Here is a 23,909-nt window from a genome sequence, read left to right as displayed (position 1 = left end):
CGGGATTACCCGCCCGGCGCGGGTGTGTTATGGTTGAAATTGCCTGGCGAACTTTGACGAGGGAACCAGGCGTTATCTCAACCTACGGAGTTAAATTAATGAGCGATAAAATAAAACGTTATCCCGATAACGACAGAAACAACGACGACGACATCCGCATCGGGCATGGTCAACAAATCATTCCTGATAATGTCGCGCCGCTACATCAACGATTTGTCACTTCTCCCCATGATGAAAAAGACAAGGGGAAGGAGAAGACAGATAAATAACAGGACATAAGCTATGCCATCCGATAATGATAAATTCTGGTTGTATTACAATTACTACATGGAAGTTATGATCGAGATTTTCACTCGTCGCTGTAGCAACATCTTATTGTTTTTACAGTTCTTCCTGGGTGGGGCCTCGTTTGCAAACAGTTCTTACGGATGGCTTATTGGTACATTAATCGGCTTTTGTGCCGCCGTTCAGTACACATGGAATCCCGGAAAAATCGCAGCAGACGCAAGACAACAAAGCCGACGCTATAAAAAATTGTGCGATATTTTCGATACGCTTACGTCTGAGGAGTTTTTAAATAAACTCCACAAAATAGAGAAAACCGACAGCATCCCTCTGAACGCCCTTAACAAGCCCGCCTATCAGCGAGCGGTTGTTTGTCTGGGGCTTGATGAAAAAGTGAAATTCACTTTCACCGAAAAAGTAATATCCTTTATTGCTGGCGGCACTCCCGGTCTTGGTATGCATTAATCAGGCTTAACCCTGAATTAAACTCACCGAACTATTGAGGGCATTATTTAAGCCCTCAATATCATCATTAATAATTAACCGCATCAGGTGGAGTTTCATTTCTTCCGTGTAAGGCATAGACAGGGGCTTTTCCTGCACCTCTCCGAGCGCCAGAACGCCACCATCCTCAGACGTGGAATACGCGATAAGCCCTGAATATCCTGCGAAGCCAGCCTGCGCCGGAATCTGACCATGAGACAGGGTGTAAGCATCCTGCCCGTCTTCTGCCGCAAACGCGGCCAGTGACTTAATCATCGCTGCGGTTAAAGTAATCTTGCTCATTTTTCATTCTCCGTTAACGGGTTTTAAATGCCATTTAAACGGGTGTTAAAGCCCGTTTTTCATCAAGTGATCCACTACCGCAATCAGGCCGCCCACAAGACCTTTTTGATCGGGATAATCCGCTTCAAGCCGGGCAATAAACGCCCGCGTCTTCTCTTCGGACTCCTTCACCATCTGCTGTACCGGCTCGGACTCTTCACTCACCGCACCGCGCAGCGTATACAGCATTGTCTTTAACTCTTGTTGCTCAAGTGAACTCATCTTCAATCACCCCCTGAAAGGTCTCCAGTACCCCGACGAACTCCGCACGCAGCTTCGGGTACTTCTGGTTGATGTGCTCACCGAACAGGTGAAGCACGCTAATCGCTATCGCCAGTTTGTCGGTCTCCGGCAGTATTTTTTTACTGGCCGCCACCGCTTTGTTAAACGCATCCGACAGGCTTGCCAGCATCTCAACCCGTTTTTCGGCGCTTAAATCCGGGTCGGAGTTAATCTTCTCCATCGTCGCCTGACACTGGACTACCAGCGCCATCAGCACCGCACGCCCGGCTTCTTCCATCCCGCCACCGGCGAGCGCATTCGCCGCGCGTAACTTGTCCCAGTCGTCGCCGTTCTTCTGCGCCTCACGCTTCCAGCGCAGGGCGGTCGGTGAACTGATCCCAAACTGTGCGGCTGTCAGTTCAAGCGACAACTGGCTGAAGATGTAGGCCCGGCGAAACCGTGCGCGATCGTCTTTCGAATACGCCATTACAGCCCCATGCGTGTACGTATCAGCCCGATGGCCGTTGCCACCACCGCACCGGCAATCGCCCCGGATACGGCCCCGGACAGCGCACCGCGCTTAATGGCGGATTCTTTGGCCGCATCCTGCACGGCGGCCATCTGCAGGCTGAGGTGCGTCAGCTCAATGCTGATCCCTTTGAGCAGGTCTTCACTGACCGCCGGGGCCTGCGACTGCACGACGTAGCTGCGGCGCTGGCGCTTAATTTTTTTTCGTTGTTTCACTGACTCTCTCCTTATCAATACGTCTCAGACCGGCCTTGTCGCTGTTACAGGACTGGATATCGCCCATCAGCAGCGGCAGCCACTCAACCGCTTGCCCCCAGGTTAATCGCCGGGCGGGAGTGACGGCAGTGTCGGTGCCAGAAGCTCCGGCGGCATCCGGGTGTAAGGCTTCATCACGCAGCGCGTTGACGTAGCCGAGCAGCCGGTCAGAATCATCAGCAGGCAGCAACACACTGCTGCAGGACTCCGACGAGATATGCGCGTGAATATCGCGCCGAATGTTTTGCGCGGTGATAGCGCTTTGCTGCCTGACACGCCGGGCCTCCTCGGTTATCTGGTTAACGCGGTTAAAGTTCATCGCCTGCAGGGCCGTCTCGGCGCGGGCCTCGTCGCGTTCGTCGCGCGCGGTATCCCGCTCACTGGTAAGCGTCCCGGCCCGTTCGCTCAGGTCGCTGACCTGATACGCCAGCACCGCCACCACTGCCAGCAGGGCGAGCATCACGCCGCCACAGACCCACAGGGCGACGCGGTTAGCGGGATTCAGTGACCAAGACACCAGGCCTCCTCCCGCGCACGTCGCGCGGCCAGCACCGGTACGCCGCCACTGTTGGGAAAGTCCGGGATACGGTGACACATGGCCGTCCAGTTTCCGGCCTGCGCCTCGCGGTAAATCTGCGTGGGTCGCGCGGCCTTACGGTTCCAGCGCACGCCATAGCAGCCAACGTTAAGGACCAGCGACGTCATCGCCTCAAAGGGCCGCTGCGGCATATCCTTACCCCGGAAATACCGGTTAACGCAGTCCTCGGCATCGGCCATATCACTGACCCACCGGGTCGCAATCTCTTCATCGCTGTAGGTGCGCTGCTCAACGTGACCGGTACTGCCAAGCCCCACGGTTAACACGCCAACGCCGTCACAGTAGGGGTTACGGCGACAGCCTTCTTCGTTGCCAATCAGCGCCTGACCGGCGGCCGACGTGCGCAACGTATCGGGATAGAGCTTCACCGACAGCCCGATGATGACGGCAACGGAGCAGACCGCGCCTGCAATGCGTGTTTTCAGCCCCATAGCTACTTCCGGGGACGATGCCAGCGGCTGCGCTGGAGCTGAAAGAATTTGCGGCGGTAATACCAGTTGGCCCAGCAGGTAAAGACCGTGCCGACGATACCGACCATAATGCCAATCACCATCCACTCTTCGGGACGGAACAGGCTTATCAGAAAGGTCACCCCTGACATAAACAGGGCCGACCAGGAAAATCCGTTATTCATGACTGATACCTCAGTGTTGTGATATCAGGCTAACGGATCTAAAAAACGGGAGTGTATGAAGGGGTTCAGCGCTAAACCGGAAGGGGTACGCCCCGGCAGTCCGGGGCAATACACTATTATGACTGTCGTTTACCGAATTTGAAAAGCAGACTTCTTACGGTGATTTCAGGCTTGCCACATAACGCGGCTACGGCATTAACACGCTGAACCACTTTGCGCAAGGATTGATCCGCATCTTCCAGATTCTTAGCCATCGCTTTTAATCTGGTCGCATCAATGGGGTCATCTTCATCCAGACTGCGAACCTCGTAAGGTATATGGTTCAGCATAGAACGACGCATTCTTGCATCATCCTCCGCTTTCTCTTTCAGTTCGTAATACTCCGCAATCAGTAATTTATGCTCAATTTCTTTATCATCAGCCATGTTATTGACTCCTGTTGATTAAAATTTACCAGGCCCCATTAATCAAAAAGCCCCGTCTGAACGGGGCCTTTCGGTAGAGTCTGATTGTCTTTTTGCCGTCGCCTCAGCGACCAGGCGTACCGGTCACTGAACCCGTAACGGGGACAAAGCCGGGCCAGCGCCTGACGTGTCGATAAACCACCGGCAACGCTGGCCTCCAGTTCGGCAATAAAACGGCTGTTACGCAGCTCGCGCAACGCAACATCGCAGCGGGGAATGTAGACTCCCGCACTGCCAAAGTGGCGGATCAGCTTTTTAACCTCATCTTCCGTCAGCGCTTCACGCAGCATCTGATGCACGCCGCCGGTACGCTCCCGCGCCCGCCCGCTGGTGCCGGATACGGATACACCGCCAAAGAGCGAGACCAGGCGCATCGCCGCAGGCCAGCCGAGCACCTCGACCAGCTCAAAGGCGGAATCAGGCAGATAATGCTTCACACTGGAAAAGTCGGTGATATCGGCGGACATGGACACCTCCGGGGAAGACGTTCAGCAGATAAGGAATGCTGCTATTATAACCACAACTGATCGCCTGTACAGTCCATAAAAAAAGCCCTGAACGCAACGTCAGGGCTTTTTGTTACTTCTGTTTATCCTGCTTTTTCTTTTTCCTGGCGCGCTTAACCATTGCTACCATCACAGCATGAATCTTTTTATTATCGAAAGGATCATCTTTGTTATTCAGCCACTCAAGCAAACTCTCATTCCACATCTGCAATGCGATCCCTTCAGCATACGCCCACGACAGACCACCCTCAGCCAGCAGCGCCTCAATCTTGGCAACTATCGCCTTGCGCTGTTCTGCCACATTGGGCCTGCGGCCTTTGCCCTTTGGAGCCTGACGTGGAAAGCCCTGGCTATGCATGTACTCTATGACGTCTTTCAGCTCCCGGATGGAACACTTTGTCGAGCTATCCTTGCCGGTGAGACGCAGCAGCACGCTTTTATAGGTGGCGTTATCCCAGCCAAGCCGGGACTGACCGGTTTTGATCGCCCTGATAAGACTTGTCGTAACAGGCTTCATCGTGCATTCTCCGGGGTATTATCGCGGCATGTATTCGCGCACGCTGGCGTAATCAGCGGTCAGGCGGTTGTAGAGAGACCAGGCTGTCGATCCTGGTATATTCAGCCTTCTGCCAATCTCTTTAAAGGTCAGACTGAGATCATCCCGCCAGTCCTGAACACGAATAACGAGTTCATCAGGATATCTGGCTTTTGGGTGTTGTTCGCCGAACTTTGCGAGACTTACACCTATCGCTCTGGCCCTTTCATGTACCGAACTCATGCTTCTGTCGTCAAGATGTGTTGCAATTTCTGCCGCAGTCATCGTATGGCAATTTTTGCGGATAAAATTATCCTCCTTCGGTGTATACAGGCGTCTGATGCGACTCATCCGATCCGGATAGCGCGCCAGTAATGCATCCATTCTTTTCTGTATTGCGCCTTTTGTTCTGCCTGGCGCAGGCAGAAGGGGCACTATTTCTGCCGTGGTCTTTTTCCCGTGCAGACTTATCAGCAACTCGTCTTCCTCTGGCGTCCAGGGGCGTACATGCTTCGGGCATACTCCCGGTTTACCCATAGGCTTAAGGATCATATTTATTTCCTCTTTTGCTGTATGCGGGCCGAGCGCGGCCCGCCGCATAAGCGGTGTTTAAAAACGATTTACGATTCAGTTAATACGTTAAATAAATAATGATGTTATTTCTGGTCGCCCTGAGACTGGCGATCGACCCGTTCAAGTTCAGCCAGTAGCAGGGCTGCCGCTTTGACCAGATTGCGCCGGTAGTCCGAGGGTTTAAAACTGTCATCAAGCCAGTCGGCAGGCCAGTAATTTTCAGCCTCCATTGGCTCTATATAGCTGATGGCCGCCGCAGCCAGTTCGAAGCCGATATAGGTATCATCATGCTCTGGCGTCCAGCCCTTTACCGCAATCTGTCGGTGACGTTCAGCCAGCACATCAGCCGCAGCCGGGGAAAGGTTAAGGTGTTCCAGGTAATCGCTGTAGCGTACATAGTCGCCCTGTTTCGACAACATGATTGCTGACGACGCTATGGGCATGAAACGTTGAATAGTCATAGCTTGTCTCCTTTCTGGTTACGCTTTAATTCGCCATACTGGTTTTCTGTGTCAATACGAAAAGCGATCCCCTGTTGCGTGAGATAGCGCTGTACAAGGTAATGACAGATGTTATAGCCGGCGTCGATATCGTCAGGCTCAAGGTCGCTCACTGGCGGTAACAGCACCATCGGCGGAGTGGTATATAACTCATGAACCCCGTCCGCTAATTCTGGTGCGCCAACGATGATCCCTGCTGAATTTTCTACCGGCCAGCCGTCCTTAATGATGATGCTGATTACCGGCTCAGGTGTAAAAATAGCGTTCACTGTTTGCCTCCTTTGGTTTTCTCACTGCACATCTGATACCCCTGCGCGTCCATACGTGGTGTCAGGCCGCTGCCGTTCCCCAGGTACTGACAACCCGTTTTATGGTCGGTATAAAGATTAAGACCTGACCGGGTTTTGCCATCGGTGTCATCACGGCCAACATCCAGCTTAAAAAGAACCCATTGCGTCCCGAAGAGAATCACACTCGCTACCGCCACCCCGAGCGCAAAAGCACCAACCGCACGACGGCCAGCGCTCACGAACGCCGAATAAACACTTTGGGCGAGGTTGGTTCGAGCCTCAACACTCAGACCTTCAACATGTATATCGATGCGTTTCATAACGTGAGTCCCCACCGGAAAATTCCGCAGACAAGCCATATGATGGCAACCCCACCGACAATATTTCGGATTACGCCGCCATACCCTAAATCCCGAAAGACGTTACGCCACACAACAAATGAAAGGAGACCAATGAATGCCAGCACTCCAACCACATATGACACACTGGCAATAATGATGAATTTCATTCCATCACCTCATTAGCCAACACCTCACACAGGATGCTGTACGCTTCACCCGCTGCGGCCTTAACCTCGCCGAGGTCATCGAGCTTTAACGGCAGCGACGCGAAACGCTGCTGTATGCCTTCCAGCATCCCGGAAATCCAGGTGAGTTTCTCCGCTGCATCAGTCACACCCTGACGGGGCAGCAGGGCAAACTCACGTTCAGACTTCGGCAGCGACCCGGAAATCTCCACCTGACGGCAGCGGAACCCATGAGGCACATGGAACTCTTCCCGGCCTTTCGCTGATGGCCGCATGGGATTAGAAAGCGCAGAACGCCGGGCATGACTACCAGTGGTAAACGCCATCCACAGCACCTCTTTTAACTTTTCCCGCATAGCGCCATCAAAGCCCATAGGCCAGATATTGCGCTTCAACGCGTATATCACTTCCTGCCGTGCGCCGTTACTGTCTTCCCAGCCCGGCAGCAGACAAACGAAATCAGATACCCGAATCATCCCGCGCGTGATGGTCAGGTACTGCTCATGCTCCAGACCATCAGGCAGCGTGGCGGGGTTGAGGACAACATCGCTATCCCCCCAGTAAATTAAATCCCTTTCTGCTTGCATAAAGGCATCGCGGTTATAATTTTCATACCCGGTCATCGGGCCACAAATAAACACCACTTTCTTTTTATTCTGCTGATTATTCATTTCGCTAATCTCCACTTTTGTTTATGCCGCTTAATGGCGGCTTTCATTTCATTAATAACGGCGGTTTTATGTATGCGACTTCCGGCAGCGTTATAGCATTTCAGGCCGGAACGCCCGGGAACTTTCGGCAACTCCTCAGCCACAGAACCATTGCTCATGTTGTACACATGCAGCTCCCCGGGGCGTCGGTATTGCGCGCTGGTGACTGTGAGCGTCATACTCAGTCATCCTCCATATCATCAGCATTGTCCTCACTTTCAGAACACTGCGAATTAACCTCTTTCAGCGGAAACGTAAACTGCGCACATGCCAGGGTGACACCAATACGAAAGCCTTTTTGTTCCTCTTCTGATAACGTAAATTCGTCCATGCCAGGAATGCAGAATGTTTTATCCGCATTATCACGCATCAAATCACAACCCTCGACAGCGCGTTTATGCCATTTGCGCAAGCCTTCAATTAGCTCAACTAATTCATGGTTAGTTATATTCATAAATATAATTTCCTTAATTTTGGCGTAAGTCAGCCCCTGACGATTTACGCCATATTTAAATCAGATTTAAAAAGCCGTTAAAATGGTACTGCTGGTATCAGTGTGTTAATCCTGACAAAATACGGAATAACGTTAATTTCAACGATAGCACCACATTTAAAGTCATTTGCCTTCCCGGCTGTCCTGACTATGGGGCCGAACTCCAGATTCGTCTTACGGATAAAGCAAGTACCAACCTTATACTTCCGGTTAAACTCTTTTGCGTTCATCTGGTTTACCCCAGCGCCCTGTAGCTGCATGACGGCAGAAGTCGGCGCGGTCTTCCGCCCACTTACGCGCACGTGCCTTACAGGGCCGTCCTGACGCTTTAAGCCATAACCTGGCAGCTTCAAGGTACTCCCCGGCCTGCTCACAACGTACAGCGCCAACGGCATAGCAATGATAAGTATTGCGGGCGCGGTCGTTGACGTTCGCCATATCACACCGCCGCAAGGTCGAGGGAGAACGGCACATACTGATTGCTGTCACCAGACCGCTTATAGATGCGCACATACTTCTTGCTGCCCACAATCAGGATGGCGTCGTTGATGGCCCGCATCGCATTCATCCAGCGTTCATCCGCAATATCCAGACGACGCAGACGCAGGATACGGCCGGTGCTGACTTCGCCTTCCTTATCCACCTGGAACGCTTCATCGATAAGCGACACCACTTCCGGGCGCGAGCCTTCCGTCCAGTCTTTCAGGCACTCGTCAATCAGCGCCTTAGCCGCCTGCAGACGTTCGTCAAAGGCCAGACGCTCCGCGATAGCAACAACCACCTTCCAGACCCCATCCCACGTATAGAAGGTCATATTGCCTTTCTCGCCGCCCACCTTCGCGCCGTACAGCTCCCCCGACAGCTCCCGAAACGCCTGCGTGTCAGCGAACACGGTGGATTTGAACTCAGTCAGCCCCTTATGCAGGGGAAGCGCACGCTCAATAATCTCACCGACCAGCGCGTCACGGTCTTTGTCTATCGGCTTAACCATATCCGCAGGCGTCATCACGCCGCGCGCATCAATCCAGTAACCCTCCGGGGCGTTAAGACTGGTGTACTGCTTCTGAGCCGATGCAGCCACAGCCTGACCCGCATCAACGCCAGCATCCGCCGCCACATCCGCAACAACAGACGTATTCTTTTCAGCTAACATATTTACTATCCCCATCAATAAAATTAACATTGTTGAACCCAGTGACGGTGGCAAAGCGCTCCTTCAACATCAACGCCGCCATCGTCGCCTCTCGCATCTCCTCACTGCAAAAATCAGGCGACGCCGTAGCCACATCAATCTCCGTCATCGTCACCCCACCAACGCGCCTGAACACAGCTTTAACCTCAACGGCCATAAGCCCTCCGTAGTCAGTGAACGCAACCATCAGGCGCAAGGTCAGGGTCTGCCTTTAATGCGTTATTAACAAACTTCACCGCTTCCTGCACATGCTCGATAGCTTCAGCGGCAAATGCCGTTTCACAGTGACAGCACCCATCAGCAGCAGGCACAACTTCACACTTAACATCGATCCCGTCTTCGGTGTGCGTAAATTCAAATGTCACTCTTACCGTCATAATCATTTCCCCTTAATGCGTTTCAACACCTGCAGCCTTCATCGCCTTTGCCACATCAGCTTTGAAGTACGCGATTTCACCACCCGATGCGGCCAGCGCATTTTTTATTAATTCCGCAATAGCCATTACACGTTCAACCTCTCCCTGTGTTACTTTGCCTTTTCCACCGCCAGACATAACGGTTTCAATGCGACCATTTTTGCTTTCAATAACGATATTTAAAACAGTAGCCATAATTAACCCTTTATTTAATGAATGGATTCAGACCAGACGACTTTGCAACCGTCCTGCATATAAACGCCTTGCTTGTATTTCCCCCTTGTTCCACAACCTAACCAGACATAAGACGCTTTACCGTTATCAATTAAATGCGCGGTAAATGAATTACGATTAATACGAACTACAGGCATACCGCCACGAACGGAGACAGAAACCACATCAGCCCCACGCGCAACGAGCGACGACACCAGACACTCAGCTCGGTAGACGCCTGACACGATGGCCTGAGTAACCTGCTCTGGATTAGCCATACGTCCTCCAGTGCAAGAGCACCTCACGAGAACGGGGACGGCCACGCAAAAGCCGCGCCAGCCGATACACACGGCGAAATTCATCACGACCGGAAAACGGCAATATCATTTTCTGCGCTTCCCACTCGTCAACATCCCACGCGCTGTTATCATCGACCAGCGCACGATTGCGCTCGTAAAAATCAACATAGATATATCCCGGCTTAGTGGAACCAATAAAAGGCGCAATATCCCCGCCGTGAGATATTCTTTCGCAGATACGGCGCAATGATTTAACTTCGGTTTTAACTGACATAATTAATTCCTTATTAGTGGATTAATACTTAATGAACAGAAGATTTATTTTTTCTCTTTGAACTATTCATCAGCTTATCGGTGTACTTCTTCACCGCACCGATACCTACAGGGATATTAAGCCTGTCGCACATGTCATACACGCCACGAACGATATTAAGCAGGCGGCGAACATTGTTACCAGCACAGTAATAAAGCAGGTTTCTGACGTCGTCGCTCTCCGCCTCCGGCATCATCCTGACCGCGATAGCGTCAAAACACTGGCGCTTAAACTCTTCATTCAGATCGAGATACTGCGCAATACGGCTGTAAAGTTGCACATGCTCACCGTCTGCACCGACGAGGTTATCAGTAAGACGCGGCAGGCCAGCAAGTACAACTCCCGTCTCGACCATGTCATACAGACGACGCAGCGCCTCAAGCGCCTGATAGGGCAGCAGCTCGGCCTCGTCAACCAGGATAAGGCGCGGGGTGGCATTCAGCCCGCTGATACACTCTTTCATCAGTTCGGCAGTGGACGCGCTCTTGCTGGCATCAGGCTTAAGCTCCGTTAGCAGGGCTTTCATCAGCGCACGTGGGGTAAAACCTGATGTGACTTCTATCAGTATTGTGTCGGTACGTCCGGCCCTGTACTCCCTGAGAATGGTGGATTTACCCAGGCCAGAATCCGCCGTTAAGACACAGATAGTCCGGTACTTCATGGCAAAATTAATAAGCTTTTCCGCCTCTTTTGTTGAATCGGTTTCCACGAATGAAGGCGCTTTAAATCTGGCGTTAAAACGTGCTTCCTCAGTTTCCACAAATTCACGGATACGGGCCGCAACGTCTTCTTTATTGCCTTTATATTTACCCTGTAAAAACTGATTAATCACCGCCGGACTGCGATCTATTTTTAGCGCAAGTTCATTCTGCGAATAGTTATTCCGCTCCCTGATTTTATTTACCCGGTCAATTAAGTCCTGCATATAAACCTCGCTTAATTATGTGTGCCTGTCTTTAATTCCGCTTCCCGCTGGGCTATCAGTGCGGCCTCTTTATCAGCCCGCGCCAGCAGGTCGGCAAACTCGTCATCCTGCTTGTGCGCCAGCGCTGGCCGCAGCTCGCGCCTGGCGTCTTCTACGCGCTCCATGCCGCGATCGATACGACCTTTGACACGTTTTTCCTGCAACTGCTGCCGTACCGACTTAGCGAACCCGTCAACCTTGTTACCGTTCCAGATAGCATCACAGATATAGGTGCCGTCCATGCGGCGAACAATGATCGAATCAGCATCATGAATATCGTAATTAACCCTGACTTCTTCCCCGGTATAGAATTTAAGCTCCGTGGAATAATAAATATTATTGAATATCCGTATCTCGCCCCGTGTGGTCGTGCAGACTTTTTCCGGCCTGAACATTTCGTGTAACTCTGCCGGGGTGAGGAAGTCGATCATCACATCCTGACCCTGCTCACGTATCAGCTTCTTGCGGTATGCCGCCGGGCTGTAGTGCTCGCCACTCTCACGACGTGGCAGCGACGAATGCGGGCGGTTGTTATAGTTGGCGACCTCCTGTTCAATGGCAGCCATCAGTTGCTCCCATGTCGGGATTTTCCCCATCGCCTTAACCTGGCGGGTTGTCAGGTCTTTGCCTTTGTGCATTGCCTTCACCGCAGAACGGGCAATGCGCATCTGTAAGTTGACTGTCTCCTCGTCCGCGCCCTTATGGCAGTAACTCTCAAACTGGCGGGCCACCTCATGCGGAACCTCTTTGTTAAAGCGCTCAATAATCCCGCGCCCCTGTGGGTTGCCTGGTATCCCGGTAAAGTGCTCGATACCGAGACGGGGCAACATACCGACCACGTCGGCATCCAGCATTTTACCCGTCTCACCCGGCCCGTTATCCGAGTAGTAAATCAGCGGTACGCCGTGCTGTGATATGGCATGACGCAGGGCATCAGCAACGGCTATCGTGTTTTCGGATAACGCTATCGACCAGCCCACAATGAAGCGCTGCCCGGCATCCATGACAAAGGTCACTTCCGGCTGGAAGGTGTTACCCGTTAGCGGGTTAAACGTCTGCATCTTCATGCAGTGACCATCCCCGACCCACACGGCATTAACCGGCATCTGTGACCAGTCACGACGCTTAAACGGATTAAGCGAACGCCAGGCGGAACCGGTTGTGCGATAACGCTCACGCACTATCTTCGGCACTTTCTGCATTTCGCGACGTACCGTGTGTATCCCCGGTATCGCCGCCAGCATCCCGCTATTATCGGCATAAGTCTCACGCCACCACTTTTCAAAGTCCCGGTAAGCCTCGGCAACCGATGGCCGCTGCCATACCCGATAGAAGGCAAAGAAGTCATCGAGCCAGGGGAGTTGCTGCCACGGCACGGCTTTATGATGACCGGCTGACAGCAACACCAGCAGCCGGTTAGCATCGCCCTGGGCTAGCAACCAGGTTGAATACCATTCCTGCAGCGAACTCTTGCCGACGCCGACGCGCTTACCCTGACGGGCGTTAGCGACGCTGGCCGCTTCCAGAACGCGGGGCGGAAGATTGCCGGTACGGGAACCCTGGACTATCCAGTCAATGGCCCCGGTGCGAGTCATGCCTGCATGTTCGCGCAGGGTGTGAACCTCAACGGCAAGCAGTATCCGCGCACTGGCGATAGCCTTTTGCGCATCGGTCAACTGGTGCAGCGCCTGCTCAACCACGGCGGGGCATTGCTCCATGATCCCGACTTCATCGCGGGCGGTGACGCGGTGCTTCACTGTAGTTTCAACTGGTAAGGCCGGGGCAATTTTGGTGATGACGGCTTGCCTGATCTCTTCCGCCAGGCAATCAACGTGATACTCAAACGCCTTTGTGCCTTCACGCTTGCGACGCCACTCAGGATTATCCTTAACTGCACTGCCCAGCCGCGCCCGGACGTTTTTGTCAGCGGTGGGAAATCCTTTTACTCCCATGCATTCTTTAGCCGTTACCCACATAACATCCCCTTACGCAGCTTTTGAATCAGTATTTTTACCCTGGTATCTGCTGGGCCAGATTACGGATGGAGGGACCCCGATAATATCGGCAATCACCAACTGGTAATCTGGACATCTGCGATAGAACACATTGCGCATAACTCCAGCTTTTAATCCTTTAGATCGCTCTAGCGAAGCAATATCAACCCCTTTATTTCCAAGAGCCGTATGAATTGCCCTGGCTGACCAGTCCTGCCCCTCATGAATGAACAACGCTAGCAAGTCTTGTGTCGATAACTGCATTGTGTGATCCTTTATTGTTTATCTTTATGGATAATCAAATCTAATAATCTATTCTAAGATAATAATCCTTTATAAAAGTACAGGTCAAGAACTTTTTTCGTATTTTTATGCCGTACTATTGTGAGTGATGATTTTTACTTAAAACTATCTATATAACAGGCGGTTAGATGGAAAAATACAGTGATGCTCAAAAACTCAGGGAGCGTACTATTGTGAGCCAGTCAATAGTACATTTTGGTGAACGGTTGAAAGAAGCTATGGCGGGTATGAGTTATGTAGAGCTTGCGCGTAAGAGCGGCCTTTCCGAATCAACAATAAGAAAGTATGTCCAGGGGAAAATGTACCCAGGAATAGATAGCGTAGCTATGGTTGCTCAGGCGTGTAACGTATCGATGATGTGGTTGATTACGGGACAAAAAGACGGCCAGTATAATAATACAGGTAATGTTGATTATAGTGTCCCTCCTGTTACGTCTCATGCAAATGTCATGGAACATATGACAGATGTAGTCCGCGACTGGCTGCGTGTGTTTGAGCGCCTGTCTGATGAGGATAAAACTAAGGTGACTGACTTCATTGCTATGAACGGGATTCGTTGCCTGTTGCTGATGTGTGACGCTGGTAGCCTTGATCTGCTTACTCTAGAACCGTTCAAACGTGAAGTAGCCCTATTGTTTAAGCAGATGACCGTAGATGAAGTCAGAGAGATTTTACGACAGATTAGACGAATTGAAGACGCGCGTTCACAGGGGCATTATGGCGGTGGTTCACTAAGTAGCGGCGTTGCATAACTTTCGGGCTGTAGTTGCATTGACCAGGTACAGCCCATCATTTAAAGTGTCTTTAAAGGCCGTTTAAACTCTATCAGTCTGACGATCATTTACCCACAGGATCCAATCAAAACGATCCAGAAAACTGATCAAAAAGGAACGGTTTTCGAACATTCCTAAAAATGTTGTCCAAAATCTCCACTCCTCTCTAACCCGCGTCAGTCAAGGCTTGCGGGATTTTCCAGACGGCTCCGAACGATCCAGAATTGATTGTCCCCCCACAGGATGCTCCATCGCCGCCTGTAGCAAGACTCTTTTCACTTTCTCCAGATCCGAGCCATAAGCCACGCCAAGCCGGATCACCAGACGTGTCGTGGTATCGGAGAGGGACCAGTTAATTAGCCGCTCCGTTACGAACGCTTTGTTCGGAATGATCACTTCTTTACGATCAAAATCGGTAATAGTGGTGGCGCGAATACGAATCTTACTGACCGTGCCGGAGTAGGTGCCGATCGTTACCGTATCGCCAATGCGTACCGGACGTTCGAAGAGGATGATTAAACCCGAGACAAAGTTACCGAAGATCTCCTGTAGCCCAAAGCCGAGACCCACCGACAACGCCGCCGCCAGCCACTGGAGTTTATCCCACGAGACGCCGAGCGATCCGAATACTGTCATCGCGCCAACAGCGATAATGACGTAGTTAAGGATCGTGGTGATCGCATACGAAGCCCCCTGGCGCATATTCAGACGTGAAAGCACCAGCACTTCCAACAGGCCGGGTAAGTTGCGGATGAGCGCCCAGGCCACCATCGCGGCAATAATGGCGAATAGCAAGCTGCCCATCGTCACGCTTTTCACCACCGCAGCGCCAGCTTCGGAGCCGTTGTAGTGCCACAGCGTGATGCTATCAAGATAGCTGAATACGGTGATCAAATCGGACCAAATCGCCCAGAACATAACGCCGAACAGGGCAAGCATTAGCAGCATCGTGATACGTAATGTTTGCTGGTTAATCTGCTCCAACGCGATGGTGGGTTCTTCCTGTGGCTCCGCGCCTTCCGCCCCCTCTTTTACCAGGTTCTGACGACGAGCCAGCGCGCGTCGCCAGGCAATCCGGCGCGCCGCTACACTTAACCCGCGCAGCACCGTTTGATAAAGCAGGTTCCAGATAATGACCAGATAGACGGTTTCAATCCAGCGCCCCGCCAGGCGCAGGGTGGTATAGAAATAGCCGGTCGCCGTTAATACCATTAACGCCACCGGAATGATGGAAAGAATCGTCACGGTCACCAGTCGAATGCCGTGAGATTCTTTATCGCGCCAGCTTTCCCGGCACAGTGGCCACACCAGCAATGTTATGACCAGCAGATTGAGGAAAATAACCGCCTGCCCCAGCACGTCATCCATCAGATTCAGCGGCGACAACTCCGCCACCACAGACCAAAAGTGCAGCGGCAGCAATGCGAGGCTAATGCGTACAATCTGGCGACGCCAGTGGCTGGTCAACTGCGCCGGCATACCAAAATGGCGTATCGCCACGCCCTCTTTTTCCAGCACCTTCCAGCACAGCCCAAAGACCAGCCAGAACATCGCGAGCTTTTTACTAAAGGCCCAGAGCAGATCGCTGATATTTAGCTGCATGGTCAGCAGGATCAGTCCAAGCGCGAGGATAATCAGGCACACCGGCAGCGCGCGGATCAGATCGATCAGAATAGCTTTTGGCGTATTGAGCTGACTATCGTTACGCAGCGATCCCACGGCGGCGGCCAGCTTCTGTTGATACGCTTTTAACCATTTCAGACGCCAGCGGATTAAACCGGCGATGAGCAAGAGCGGCAACCCGGCCAAAAAAGCAATAAATACCGCGGGCCAGGCTTTTTGCCAGTTCACCGTGATTTTCATGGCGCTGAATTGCTCTTTTAACGTTTGGGGGAACGCTTTAAGCCAGTCCCAGTCCATAGGGCGGTTACTGTTCACCCAAAAAATCTGCTGCGTCAGAATGGCTTTCAGATTTTTCGAGACGCTCATCAGCTGCTGCTGGTTAACTTGCAGGTTAATCGCCATCATCAGCTGGTTACCCAACTGTTTATTTAGCTGATCCAATAGCTCACGGCGCATCTCCACCACCTGAAGCAACGCATCATGAACTTCATCATTCACCTCGCTGGTATGCCCCTCCTCCAGCTTGTCGACAAAGGCATCGCTTTGGAATAAGGCATCACGCTGCTGGTTGATTTCAAACTGCTCCAGACGCAAATCCGCAATGCGGTTGGTCATATCTTCGAGTTCGTCGGCGGAGGGCAGAGTTTGCTGCTGTTGATAAAGAATACGCGACAGCAACAGGCTGCCTTTTAAGACGGCAATCTGTTCTTTGATATTTCTTTCCGACTGCAGCGCGCGATCGAGCCAGTTTTTTACTTTAATGTTTTGCTGCATCAACATATTGCCGTTTTCGGTCGCGACAATCAGACGCTGGCTGAGTTGATGGTTAATATCCAGTTCCTGTTTTACCAGTGGGTTCGCCTGGATACGCGCCGTTTCGTCCGGCGAAATGGCCTCCTGGGCCGTTTTTTCCGTTAGCGTAAGTCGTTTACTGTTGACCGCCTCCTGTAAAAGTTGAAGCTGATGTTCAAGGCGATTACTGTTGGCCGTCACGTAATCCCGCTGTTTTTGCAGGGTGTCCTGCAAAACGGTATTCCCTTCAAGACTCTTACGTTGCTGGTCGATCTGCGCATTAAGCAGCGCCTGCTGTGCCTGTAATAACACCTGTTGGCTGGGGCGAAGCGCGGCTTCGCCGACGTTATTGCCGTCCAGACGGTTACGGATTTGCTGTATTTGCTGTGAGGCGGTATACATGGCGTTTTGCACGCGCTCAGGCTGGGTCTGTAGCGAAACAAGCTGGCTGTTATAAGCGGCAAGATCGTTTTGCGAATTTTGCAAATCATCCAGTACCTGCGCCACGCGCAGCTCAAGCTGACGTAGCGAAAGCGCACTCAGCGTTTTTCGCATTTCATCATCATTATCGACGTCGCTCAGCGCATTCAACGCAGCCGTCGCCTGACGCATTTTTTCAGGCGCCTGCGCCACCTTCTGCCGTAGCTGTACGGTTTCCTCTTTTACCCGCTCGATTTTCTCCAGCGTAGCTAACGTATCAATAAGGTCCTGCTGGACAAGCTTATCCTGGGCAGAGAGATCTTTTTGCTTATTCAGCGTATCCAGCTGGTTTTGCACATCCGCTTTTGACGGCAGGTCGCCATTCGTTTGTCCCCGGGCAAACGCCAGAGACTGACAGGACAGCAGGATAATAAGGACGCTAATTGTAATAAAAACAAAATGCTGTGAACGTTTATAAAGCTGCAACATAGTCATGAGAATGAAGTGTCTGAACCGGCAAGCAGACCGGAAATAATTGAGTCGCAAGAATATCACGCCTGTAACAAACAGAATAGCGACACAGAAAATGTCCAGGAGTTTTCCTGGAATATTATCAGGGGGAGCCGTTGACCGTCGACGCGCGCAGCGTCGGACACAATTGATACATCTCCAGCAGGATCGTGACGTAGGCGCGAGCTTCTTTTTTTAAATCAAACGATTGCGGAGCAAATAACCAGTTTTCCATGAGCCCTGAAATAAAGCTGCGCATCAGTATCGCCGCACGACGGGTCAGCAGATTTTCAGGCAGCATTTTAGCATTAATACAATGTTTTAACGTTTGTTCAATCCGATCGTAACTTTCCAGACAAAGGCTACGTTGCGCCTGTTGAACCACAACCATTTCTCCGACAAACTCACATTTATGGAATATAATCTCCATCAATAAGCGGCGTCGTTCTTCTGTTACAGTAGCTTCAAGAATATGAACTAAAATTTCTCTTAATACAGATAGTGGATCGTCGGGGAATTTTGCCTGATACTCAATCTCAAGCTCACCAATATTGGATTCTGATAGCTCCCAGATCTCACTGAATAAATCCGACTTATTTTTGAAATGCCAATAGATTGCGCCGCGCGTCACGCCAGCAGCGTTCGCAATCTCCGCCAGCGAGGTTGCCGATACGCCTTGCTGCGAGAACAAACGCAGGGCCACATCCAGGATGTGTTGTCGTGTCTCCAGCGCTTGTTGTTTGGTTTTTCGTGCCATATGTCGGTGAATTTACAGGCGTTAGATTTACATACATTTATGGATGTATGTACCATAGCACGACGATAATATAAACGCAGCAATGGGTTTAAGGACCTTTGACCATTGACCAATTTGAAATCGGACACTCGAGGTTTACATATGAACAAAAACAGAGGGTTAACGCCTCTGGCGGTCGTTCTGATGCTCTCAGGCAGCTTAGCGCTAACAGGATGTGACGACAAACAGGACCAGCAAGGCGGCCAGCAGATGCCAGAAGTTGGAGTTGTCACACTAAAAACGGAACCACTGCAAATCACAACTGAACTTCCGGGTCGTACCGTTGCTTACCGTATCGCCGAAGTTCGCCCGCAGGTAAGCGGCATTATCCTGAAGCGTAATTTCGTTGAGGGAAGTGATATCGAAGCGGGAGTCTCTCTCTATCAGATTGATCCTGCGACCTACCAGGCGACTTACGACAGCGCTAAGGGCGATCTGGCAAAAGCGCAGGCCGCCGCGAATATTGCTGAACTGACGGTGAAGCGTTATCAAAAGCTGCTGGGTACGCAGTACATCAGTAAGCAGGAATACGATCAGGCGCTGGCTGACGCACAACAAGCGACTGCCGCTGTTGTCGCAGCAAAAGCCGCCGTTGAAACCGCACGTATCAACCTGGCGTATACCAAAGTCACCTCACCGATTAGCGGTCGTATTGGTAAGTCGTCCGTAACGGAAGGCGCGCTGGTACAGAACGGTCAGGCGTCGGCGCTGGCGACAGTGCAGCAGCTGGACCCTATTTATGTCGATGTGACCCAGTCCAGCAATGACTTCCTGCGCCTGAAGCAGGAGCTGGCAAATGGTTCGCTGAAACAGGAAAACGGCAAAGCGAAGGTCGACCTGGTGACCAGCGACGGTATCAAATTCCCGCAGTCCGGTACGCTTGAATTCTCCGACGTTACCGTTGACCAAACCACCGGGTCTATTACTTTGCGCGCCATCTTCCCTAACCCGGATCACACCTTATTGCCAGGAATGTTCGTTCGCGCACGTCTGCAGGAAGGGACAAAACCGACGGCATTACTGGTTCCACAACAGGGCGTTACCCGTACTCCACGCGGCGATGCCACGGTGCTGGTGGTTGGCGCTGATAACAAAGTGGAAACCCGCCAAATCGTCGCAAGCCAGGCGATCGGCGATAAGTGGCTGGTGACTGACGGATTGAAAGCGGGCGACCGCGTAGTCGTCAGCGGGCTGCAAAAAGTACGTCCTGGCGCACAGGTTAAAGTGCAGGAAATTACCGCGGATAACAAACAGCAAGCCGCAAGCGGTGATCAACCTGCTCAGCCCAGGTCTTAACTTAAACAGGAGCCGTTAAGACATGCCTAATTTCTTTATCGATCGCCCTATATTTGCGTGGGTGATCGCCATCATCATCATGTTGGCAGGGGGGCTCGCGATCCTCAAATTGCCGGTAGCGCAATATCCGACGATTGCGCCACCAGCAGTGACGATCTCCGCAACCTACCCTGGCGCTGATGCGAAAACGGTACAGGATACCGTCACGCAGGTTATCGAACAGAATATGAACGGTATCGATAACCTGATGTATATGTCCTCCAACAGTGACTCCACGGGGACCGTGCAGATCACGCTGACCTTTGAATCCGGCACCGATGCGGACATCGCGCAGGTTCAGGTTCAGAACAAGTTGCAACTGGCAATGCCGTTACTTCCCCAGGAAGTACAGCAACAGGGCGTGAGCGTTGAGAAGTCCTCAAGTAGCTTCCTGATGGTAGTGGGCGTCATTAACACCGACGGCACCATGACCCAGGAGGATATTTCGGATTACGTTGCCGCCAATATGAAAGATCCGATCAGCCGTACCTCTGGGGTGGGCGACGTCCAGCTGTTTGGTTCGCAGTATGCGATGCGTATCTGGATGAATCCGACAGAGCTGACCAAATACCAACTGACGCCGGTCGACGTGATTAACGCGATCAAAGCGCAGAACGCCCAGGTCGCGGCAGGTCAGCTCGGTGGTACGCCGCCGGTTAAAGGCCAGCAGCTTAACGCATCGATTATTGCCCAAACGCGTCTGACCTCAACGGATGAGTTTGGCAAAATCCTGCTGAAGGTGAATCAGGATGGCTCTCAGGTTCGTCTGCGGGATGTAGCGAAAATTGAGCTTGGCGGCGAAAACTACGACGTCATCGCGAAATTTAACGGTCAGCCAGCGTCAGGTCTTGGCATCAAACTGGCTACCGGCGCCAACGCGCTGGATACCGCTACCGCTATTCGCGCCGAACTGAAAAAAATGGAACCGTTCTTCCCGCCAGGGATGAAAATCGTCTACCCGTATGACACCACGCCGTTCGTGAAGATCTCTATTCATGAAGTGGTAAAAACGCTGGTCGAAGCGATTATCCTCGTGTTCCTGGTGATGTACCTGTTCCTGCAGAACTTCCGCGCGACGTTGATTCCGACTATTGCGGTTCCGGTGGTGTTGTTGGGAACCTTTGCCGTGCTTGCGGCATTCGGTTTCTCGATAAACACGCTGACGATGTTCGGGATGGTGCTCGCCATCGGCTTGCTGGTGGATGACGCCATCGTGGTGGTCGAGAACGTCGAACGTGTTATGACGGAAGAAGGCCTTCCGCCGAAGGAAGCGACGCGCAAATCCATGGGCCAGATTCAGGGCGCATTGGTGGGTATCGCGATGGTACTGTCGGCGGTATTTATTCCTATGGCCTTCTTTGGCGGCTCAACCGGGGCAATTTATCGTCAGTTCTCTATCACCATCGTATCGGCGATGGCGCTGTCGGTGCTGGTCGCGCTGATCCTGACGCCCGCGCTGTGCGCGACGATGCTCAAACCCGTCGCCAAAGGCGATCATGGCGAAGGGAAAAAAGGCTTTTTCGGCTGGTTTAACCGCCTGTTCGATAAGAGCACGCATCACTACACCGATAGCGTAGGCAATATTCTGCGCAGCACCGGGCGTTATCTGCTGCTCTATCTCATTATCGTCGTCGGTATGGCTTATCTGTTCGTTCGTCTGCCAAGCTCTTTCTTGCCGGATGAAGACCAGGGCGTATTCCTGACAATGGTCCAGCTCCCCGCCGGCGCGACGCAAGAGCGCACGCAAAAAGTGCTGGATGAGGTCACGGATTACTATCTGAACAAAGAGAAAGCCAACGTTGAATCGGTATTCGCCGTCAACGGCTTCGGTTTTGCAGGGCGCGGTCAGAATACCGGTATTGCATTCGTGTCGTTGAAAGACTGGGCCGATCGTCCAGGCGAAAAAAACAAGGTTGAAGCGATTACCCAGCGGGCAACCGCAGCGTTTTCACAAATTAAAGATGCGATGGTCTTCGCCTTTAACCTACCGGCGATTGTTGAACTGGGCACCGCAACCGGGTTTGACTTCGAGTTGATTGACCAGGCGGGACTTGGTCATGAAAAACTCACCCAGGCACGTAATCAGTTGTTCGGCGAGGTGGCGAAATATCCTGATCTGCTGGTCGGCGTTCGACCTAACGGTCTGGAAGATACGCCGCAGTTTAAAATCGATATCGACCAGGAAAAAGCTCAGGCGCTGGGCGTGTCTATTAGCGACATTAATACCACGCTGGGCGCAGCATGGGGCGGCAGCTATGTAAACGACTTTATCGATCGCGGTCGTGTGAAGAAAGTTTACGTGATGTCCGAAGCGAAATACCGCATGTTGCCGGATGATATTAACGACTGGTACGTTCGTGGTAGCGATGGTCAGATGGTGCCGTTCTCCGCATTCTCCTCTTCCCGCTGGGAATATGGTTCGCCACGTCTGGAACGCTATAACGGTCTGCCTTCGATGGAAATTCTGGGTCAGGCGGCGCCAGGCAAGAGTACTGGTGAAGCGATGGCGATGATGGAAGAACTGGCCAGCAAGCTGCCGTCAGGCATTGGGTATGACTGGACCGGGATGTCCTACCAGGAGCGGTTGTCCGGCAACCAGGCCCCTGCCCTGTATGCTATCTCGCTGATCGTCGTCTTCCTGTGTCTGGCGGCATTGTATGAGAGCTGGTCTATCCCGTTCTCCGTAATGCTGGTTGTTCCGCTTGGGGTTATCGGCGCGCTGCTGGCTGCCACCTTCCGCGGACTGACTAACGACGTTTACTTCCAGGTGGGCCTGCTCACAACCATTGGGTTGTCGGCGAAGAACGCGATACTTATCGTCGAATTCGCCAAAGACTTAATGGATAAAGAAGGGAAAGGTCTGGTAGAAGCGACGCTGGAGGCCGTCCGGATGCGTTTGCGCCCGATTCTGATGACCTCGTTAGCGTTCATGCTGGGGGTTATGCCGCTGGTTATCAGTTCCGGCGCGGGTTCCGGCGCGCAGAATGCGGTAGGTACTGGCGTACTGGGCGGGATGGTAACGGCAACCGTACTGGCTATTTTCTTCGTACCGGTCTTCTTCGTGGTGGTACGCCGCCGCTTTAGCCGTAAAAGCGAAGATATTGAGCATAGTCATTCGACAGAACATCGCTGATTTGCTCACTGTTGATAAGGCCGCGCAAGCGGCCTTTTTTACGCAAAAATCATAAAATACGCTTATTGTTAGATTGATTATTTTTTGCCATATTAATAAAAGGTATAATCCTTACTGCGTTAAAGGCTTTTCTTAGGAAAGTTGGCCATTTCTTAATTCAGCCATTAATTAAGAAATATTAAGAATATTCCTGGCTATTTTCTCCTGTCAGAGTCTATTGTTTTAGCCTGAAAAGCTAAAAAACGTTAACCCAATGATTATACGAGCAATAAAACTGGTTCCTTTTTAGGCGACCGACGTTCACTGTTAAAATTCGAAAAAGTATGGCGACACACGGCTTTCACGCAATTGTAATTTTTAGTAATATGACGATGAAAAGTTTTTTAGAGTAGATTATAGTTAAATCATAAGGTGACGTGGGAAGTACCAGGTTAGTTAGTTGTATCCATCCCGAAGGTGTTCGGTTAGTTTAAGCCACTAAAAAGGGGATGCATTATGGACGAATACTCACCCAAAAGACATGATATAGCACAGCTTAAATTTCTTTGCGAAACCCTGTATCATGACTGTCTTGCAAACCTTGAAGAAAGCAACCATGGCTGGGTTAATGACCCGACCTCAGCAGTCAACCTGCAGCTCAATGAGCTGATAGAGCATATTGCAACTTTCGCGCTTAATTATAAAATTAAGTACAATGAAGACAATAAATTGATTGCGCAGATAGATGAATACCTGGACGACACCTTTATGTTGTTCAGCAGCTATGGTATTAATACGCAGGATTTGCAAAAATGGCGTAAATCGGGCAACCGCCTGTTCCGTTGTTTCGTCAACGCCACCAGGGCTAATCCTGTTAGTTTGTCTTGTTAAAAATTATTACAATCATAGG

Annotated in this window: 34 protein-coding genes and 1 pseudogene; 6 read left to right on the top strand and 29 right to left on the bottom strand. The window is 51.7% G+C overall.

The genetic code is table 11. From position 1 onward, the window contains the following. The first annotated feature begins 98 nt into the window (after positions 1 to 98). Both HV477_RS17130 and HV477_RS17125 read left to right on the top strand, forming a co-directional pair. On the top strand, positions 99 to 269 hold the full coding sequence (locus HV477_RS17130; protein ID WP_175065211.1) for a hypothetical protein: 171 nt from the start codon (positions 99 to 101) through the stop codon (positions 267 to 269). Positions 270 to 282: 13 nt separating this feature from the next. Then, positions 283 to 750 (top strand): hypothetical protein, encoded by a 468-nt coding sequence (locus tag HV477_RS17125; protein ID WP_175065210.1) that lies wholly within the window; start codon positions 283 to 285, stop codon positions 748 to 750. Positions 751 to 756: 6 nt separating this feature from the next. On the opposite strand, the gene HV477_RS28475 is transcribed toward HV477_RS17125, so the two are convergent. The 27 genes from HV477_RS28475 to HV477_RS16990 form a co-directional block, all read right to left on the bottom strand. Continuing rightward, positions 757 to 1,071: a hypothetical protein gene (locus tag HV477_RS28475; RefSeq protein WP_254621678.1), complete on the bottom strand. Its 315-nt coding sequence runs from the start codon at positions 1,069 to 1,071 to the stop codon at positions 757 to 759. A gap of 45 nt (positions 1,072 to 1,116) precedes the next feature. Further along, a complete protein-coding gene (locus HV477_RS17115) occupies positions 1,117 to 1,332 on the bottom strand; it encodes a hypothetical protein (protein ID WP_175065209.1) in 216 nt (71 codons plus the stop codon). Next, positions 1,319 to 1,819, bottom strand: a complete 501-nt coding sequence (locus HV477_RS17110) for a DUF1804 family protein (protein WP_175065208.1) — start codon at positions 1,817 to 1,819, stop codon at positions 1,319 to 1,321. The genes HV477_RS17115 and HV477_RS17110 overlap by 14 nt, the downstream gene beginning before the upstream one ends. Then, complete coding sequence (locus HV477_RS17105) at positions 1,819 to 2,076, bottom strand: hypothetical protein (RefSeq protein ID WP_175065207.1); 258 nt, start codon at positions 2,074 to 2,076, stop codon at positions 1,819 to 1,821. Before HV477_RS17105 ends, HV477_RS17110 begins: the two co-directional genes overlap by 1 nt. After that, on the bottom strand, positions 2,054 to 2,632 hold the full coding sequence (locus HV477_RS17100; protein WP_175065206.1) for a hypothetical protein: 579 nt from the start codon (positions 2,630 to 2,632) through the stop codon (positions 2,054 to 2,056). The genes HV477_RS17105 and HV477_RS17100 overlap by 23 nt, the downstream gene beginning before the upstream one ends. Next, entirely contained in the window at positions 2,617 to 3,144 is a 528-nt protein-coding gene (locus HV477_RS17095; protein ID WP_175065205.1) for a lysozyme, read from the bottom strand. Before HV477_RS17095 ends, HV477_RS17100 begins: the two co-directional genes overlap by 16 nt. Before the next feature lie 2 nt (positions 3,145 to 3,146). Continuing rightward, positions 3,147 to 3,347 carry a phage holin gene (locus HV477_RS17090; RefSeq protein ID WP_175065204.1) on the bottom strand — a complete coding sequence of 67 codons (201 nt, stop codon included), beginning with the start codon at positions 3,345 to 3,347 and terminating at the stop codon, positions 3,147 to 3,149. A 116-nt stretch (positions 3,348 to 3,463) separates the two neighbouring features. After that, positions 3,464 to 3,772, bottom strand: coding sequence for a hypothetical protein (locus tag HV477_RS17085; protein ID WP_175065203.1), 309 nt, complete (start codon positions 3,770 to 3,772; stop codon positions 3,464 to 3,466). A gap of 38 nt (positions 3,773 to 3,810) precedes the next feature. Next, positions 3,811 to 4,278, bottom strand: a complete 468-nt coding sequence (locus HV477_RS17080; RefSeq protein WP_175065202.1) for a Mor transcription activator family protein — start codon at positions 4,276 to 4,278, stop codon at positions 3,811 to 3,813. 112 nt (positions 4,279 to 4,390) lie between these two features. Further along, positions 4,391 to 4,834, bottom strand: coding sequence for a regulatory protein GemA (locus HV477_RS17075; RefSeq protein WP_175065201.1), 444 nt, complete (start codon positions 4,832 to 4,834; stop codon positions 4,391 to 4,393). A gap of 18 nt (positions 4,835 to 4,852) precedes the next feature. Continuing rightward, a complete protein-coding gene (locus HV477_RS17070; RefSeq protein ID WP_175065200.1) occupies positions 4,853 to 5,404 on the bottom strand; it encodes an SANT/Myb-like DNA-binding domain-containing protein in 552 nt (183 codons plus the stop codon). Positions 5,405 to 5,508: 104 nt separating this feature from the next. After that, the gene (locus HV477_RS17065) at positions 5,509 to 5,886 is read right to left on the bottom strand and encodes a hypothetical protein (protein WP_254621677.1); all 378 of its coding nucleotides are present in this window, start codon (positions 5,884 to 5,886) and stop codon (positions 5,509 to 5,511) included. Further along, complete coding sequence (locus HV477_RS17060; RefSeq protein WP_175065199.1) at positions 5,883 to 6,194, bottom strand: hypothetical protein; 312 nt, start codon at positions 6,192 to 6,194, stop codon at positions 5,883 to 5,885. The genes HV477_RS17065 and HV477_RS17060 overlap by 4 nt, the downstream gene beginning before the upstream one ends. Continuing rightward, positions 6,191 to 6,535, bottom strand: coding sequence for a hypothetical protein (locus HV477_RS17055; protein ID WP_175065198.1), 345 nt, complete (start codon positions 6,533 to 6,535; stop codon positions 6,191 to 6,193). Before HV477_RS17055 ends, HV477_RS17060 begins: the two co-directional genes overlap by 4 nt. A 184-nt stretch (positions 6,536 to 6,719) precedes the next feature. After that, positions 6,720 to 7,412 (bottom strand): DUF4406 domain-containing protein, encoded by a 693-nt coding sequence (locus HV477_RS17050; protein ID WP_175065197.1) that lies wholly within the window; start codon positions 7,410 to 7,412, stop codon positions 6,720 to 6,722. Further along, the gene (locus HV477_RS17045; RefSeq protein WP_175065196.1) at positions 7,409 to 7,630 is read right to left on the bottom strand and encodes a hypothetical protein; all 222 of its coding nucleotides are present in this window, start codon (positions 7,628 to 7,630) and stop codon (positions 7,409 to 7,411) included. The genes HV477_RS17050 and HV477_RS17045 overlap by 4 nt, the downstream gene beginning before the upstream one ends. A gap of 2 nt (positions 7,631 to 7,632) precedes the next feature. Then, on the bottom strand, positions 7,633 to 7,905 hold the full coding sequence (locus tag HV477_RS17040; protein ID WP_175065195.1) for a hypothetical protein: 273 nt from the start codon (positions 7,903 to 7,905) through the stop codon (positions 7,633 to 7,635). Between the two features lie 249 nt (positions 7,906 to 8,154). Continuing rightward, entirely contained in the window at positions 8,155 to 8,382 is a 228-nt protein-coding gene (locus tag HV477_RS17035) for an ANR family transcriptional regulator (protein ID WP_175065194.1), read from the bottom strand. A gap of 1 nt (position 8,383) precedes the next feature. Then, positions 8,384 to 9,097: a DUF3164 family protein gene (locus tag HV477_RS17030; protein ID WP_175065193.1), complete on the bottom strand. Its 714-nt coding sequence runs from the start codon at positions 9,095 to 9,097 to the stop codon at positions 8,384 to 8,386. Continuing rightward, positions 9,087 to 9,293, bottom strand: a complete 207-nt coding sequence (locus tag HV477_RS17025; RefSeq protein ID WP_175065192.1) for a hypothetical protein — start codon at positions 9,291 to 9,293, stop codon at positions 9,087 to 9,089. Before HV477_RS17025 ends, HV477_RS17030 begins: the two co-directional genes overlap by 11 nt. 13 nt (positions 9,294 to 9,306) lie before the next feature. Next, entirely contained in the window at positions 9,307 to 9,513 is a 207-nt protein-coding gene (locus HV477_RS17020) for a hypothetical protein (protein WP_175065191.1), read from the bottom strand. A gap of 12 nt (positions 9,514 to 9,525) precedes the next feature. Then, positions 9,526 to 9,747, bottom strand: coding sequence for a hypothetical protein (locus tag HV477_RS17015; RefSeq protein WP_175065190.1), 222 nt, complete (start codon positions 9,745 to 9,747; stop codon positions 9,526 to 9,528). A gap of 14 nt (positions 9,748 to 9,761) precedes the next feature. Beyond that, on the bottom strand, positions 9,762 to 10,043 hold the full coding sequence (locus HV477_RS17010; protein WP_175065189.1) for a hypothetical protein: 282 nt from the start codon (positions 10,041 to 10,043) through the stop codon (positions 9,762 to 9,764). Further along, positions 10,036 to 10,338 carry a hypothetical protein gene (locus tag HV477_RS17005; RefSeq protein ID WP_175065188.1) on the bottom strand — a complete coding sequence of 101 codons (303 nt, stop codon included), beginning with the start codon at positions 10,336 to 10,338 and terminating at the stop codon, positions 10,036 to 10,038. Before HV477_RS17005 ends, HV477_RS17010 begins: the two co-directional genes overlap by 8 nt. A 28-nt stretch (positions 10,339 to 10,366) precedes the next feature. Further along, positions 10,367 to 11,302, bottom strand: coding sequence for an AAA family ATPase (locus HV477_RS17000; RefSeq protein ID WP_175065187.1), 936 nt, complete (start codon positions 11,300 to 11,302; stop codon positions 10,367 to 10,369). 11 nt (positions 11,303 to 11,313) lie between these two features. After that, the gene (locus HV477_RS16995; RefSeq protein WP_175065186.1) at positions 11,314 to 13,317 is read right to left on the bottom strand and encodes a Mu transposase C-terminal domain-containing protein; all 2,004 of its coding nucleotides are present in this window, start codon (positions 13,315 to 13,317) and stop codon (positions 11,314 to 11,316) included. 9 nt (positions 13,318 to 13,326) lie between these two features. Continuing rightward, the gene (locus HV477_RS16990; protein WP_175065185.1) at positions 13,327 to 13,599 is read right to left on the bottom strand and encodes a helix-turn-helix domain-containing protein; all 273 of its coding nucleotides are present in this window, start codon (positions 13,597 to 13,599) and stop codon (positions 13,327 to 13,329) included. 167 nt (positions 13,600 to 13,766) lie between these two features. Here HV477_RS16990 and HV477_RS16985 point away from each other — a divergent pair, with 167 nt between their 5' ends. After that, positions 13,767 to 14,390 carry a helix-turn-helix transcriptional regulator gene (locus tag HV477_RS16985; RefSeq protein WP_175065184.1) on the top strand — a complete coding sequence of 208 codons (624 nt, stop codon included), beginning with the start codon at positions 13,767 to 13,769 and terminating at the stop codon, positions 14,388 to 14,390. 261 nt (positions 14,391 to 14,651) lie between these two features. Here HV477_RS16985 and mscK read toward each other — a convergent pair. Next, positions 14,652 to 17,741: pseudogene (gene mscK, locus HV477_RS16980) on the bottom strand (mechanosensitive channel MscK); the annotation flags it as partial. 118 nt (positions 17,742 to 17,859) lie between these two features. After that, positions 17,860 to 18,513 (bottom strand): multidrug efflux transporter transcriptional repressor AcrR, encoded by a 654-nt coding sequence (gene acrR, locus HV477_RS16975; protein WP_000101755.1) that lies wholly within the window; start codon positions 18,511 to 18,513, stop codon positions 17,860 to 17,862. 141 nt (positions 18,514 to 18,654) lie between these two features. Between acrR and acrA the strand changes: the two genes are divergently transcribed. The 3 genes from acrA (at position 18,655) to tomB (ending at position 23,890) form a co-directional block, all read left to right on the top strand. Beyond that, complete coding sequence (acrA, locus tag HV477_RS16970; protein WP_001039202.1) at positions 18,655 to 19,848, top strand: multidrug efflux RND transporter periplasmic adaptor subunit AcrA; 1,194 nt, start codon at positions 18,655 to 18,657, stop codon at positions 19,846 to 19,848. 22 nt (positions 19,849 to 19,870) lie between these two features. Continuing rightward, on the top strand, positions 19,871 to 23,020 hold the full coding sequence (acrB, locus tag HV477_RS16965; protein ID WP_001132508.1) for an efflux RND transporter permease AcrB: 3,150 nt from the start codon (positions 19,871 to 19,873) through the stop codon (positions 23,018 to 23,020). A 495-nt stretch (positions 23,021 to 23,515) separates the two neighbouring features. Beyond that, the gene (gene tomB, locus HV477_RS16960; RefSeq protein ID WP_000344807.1) at positions 23,516 to 23,890 is read left to right on the top strand and encodes an Hha toxicity modulator TomB; all 375 of its coding nucleotides are present in this window, start codon (positions 23,516 to 23,518) and stop codon (positions 23,888 to 23,890) included. Positions 23,891 to 23,909 lie beyond the last annotated feature (19 nt).

It is taken from the genome of Salmonella sp. SG203 (assembly GCF_013350575.1).
Classification (GTDB): domain Bacteria; phylum Pseudomonadota; class Gammaproteobacteria; order Enterobacterales; family Enterobacteriaceae; genus Salmonella; species Salmonella enterica.
The sequence above is the reverse complement of the archived record's forward strand: the minus strand, read 5'-3'. Positions and strand labels throughout refer to the sequence as shown.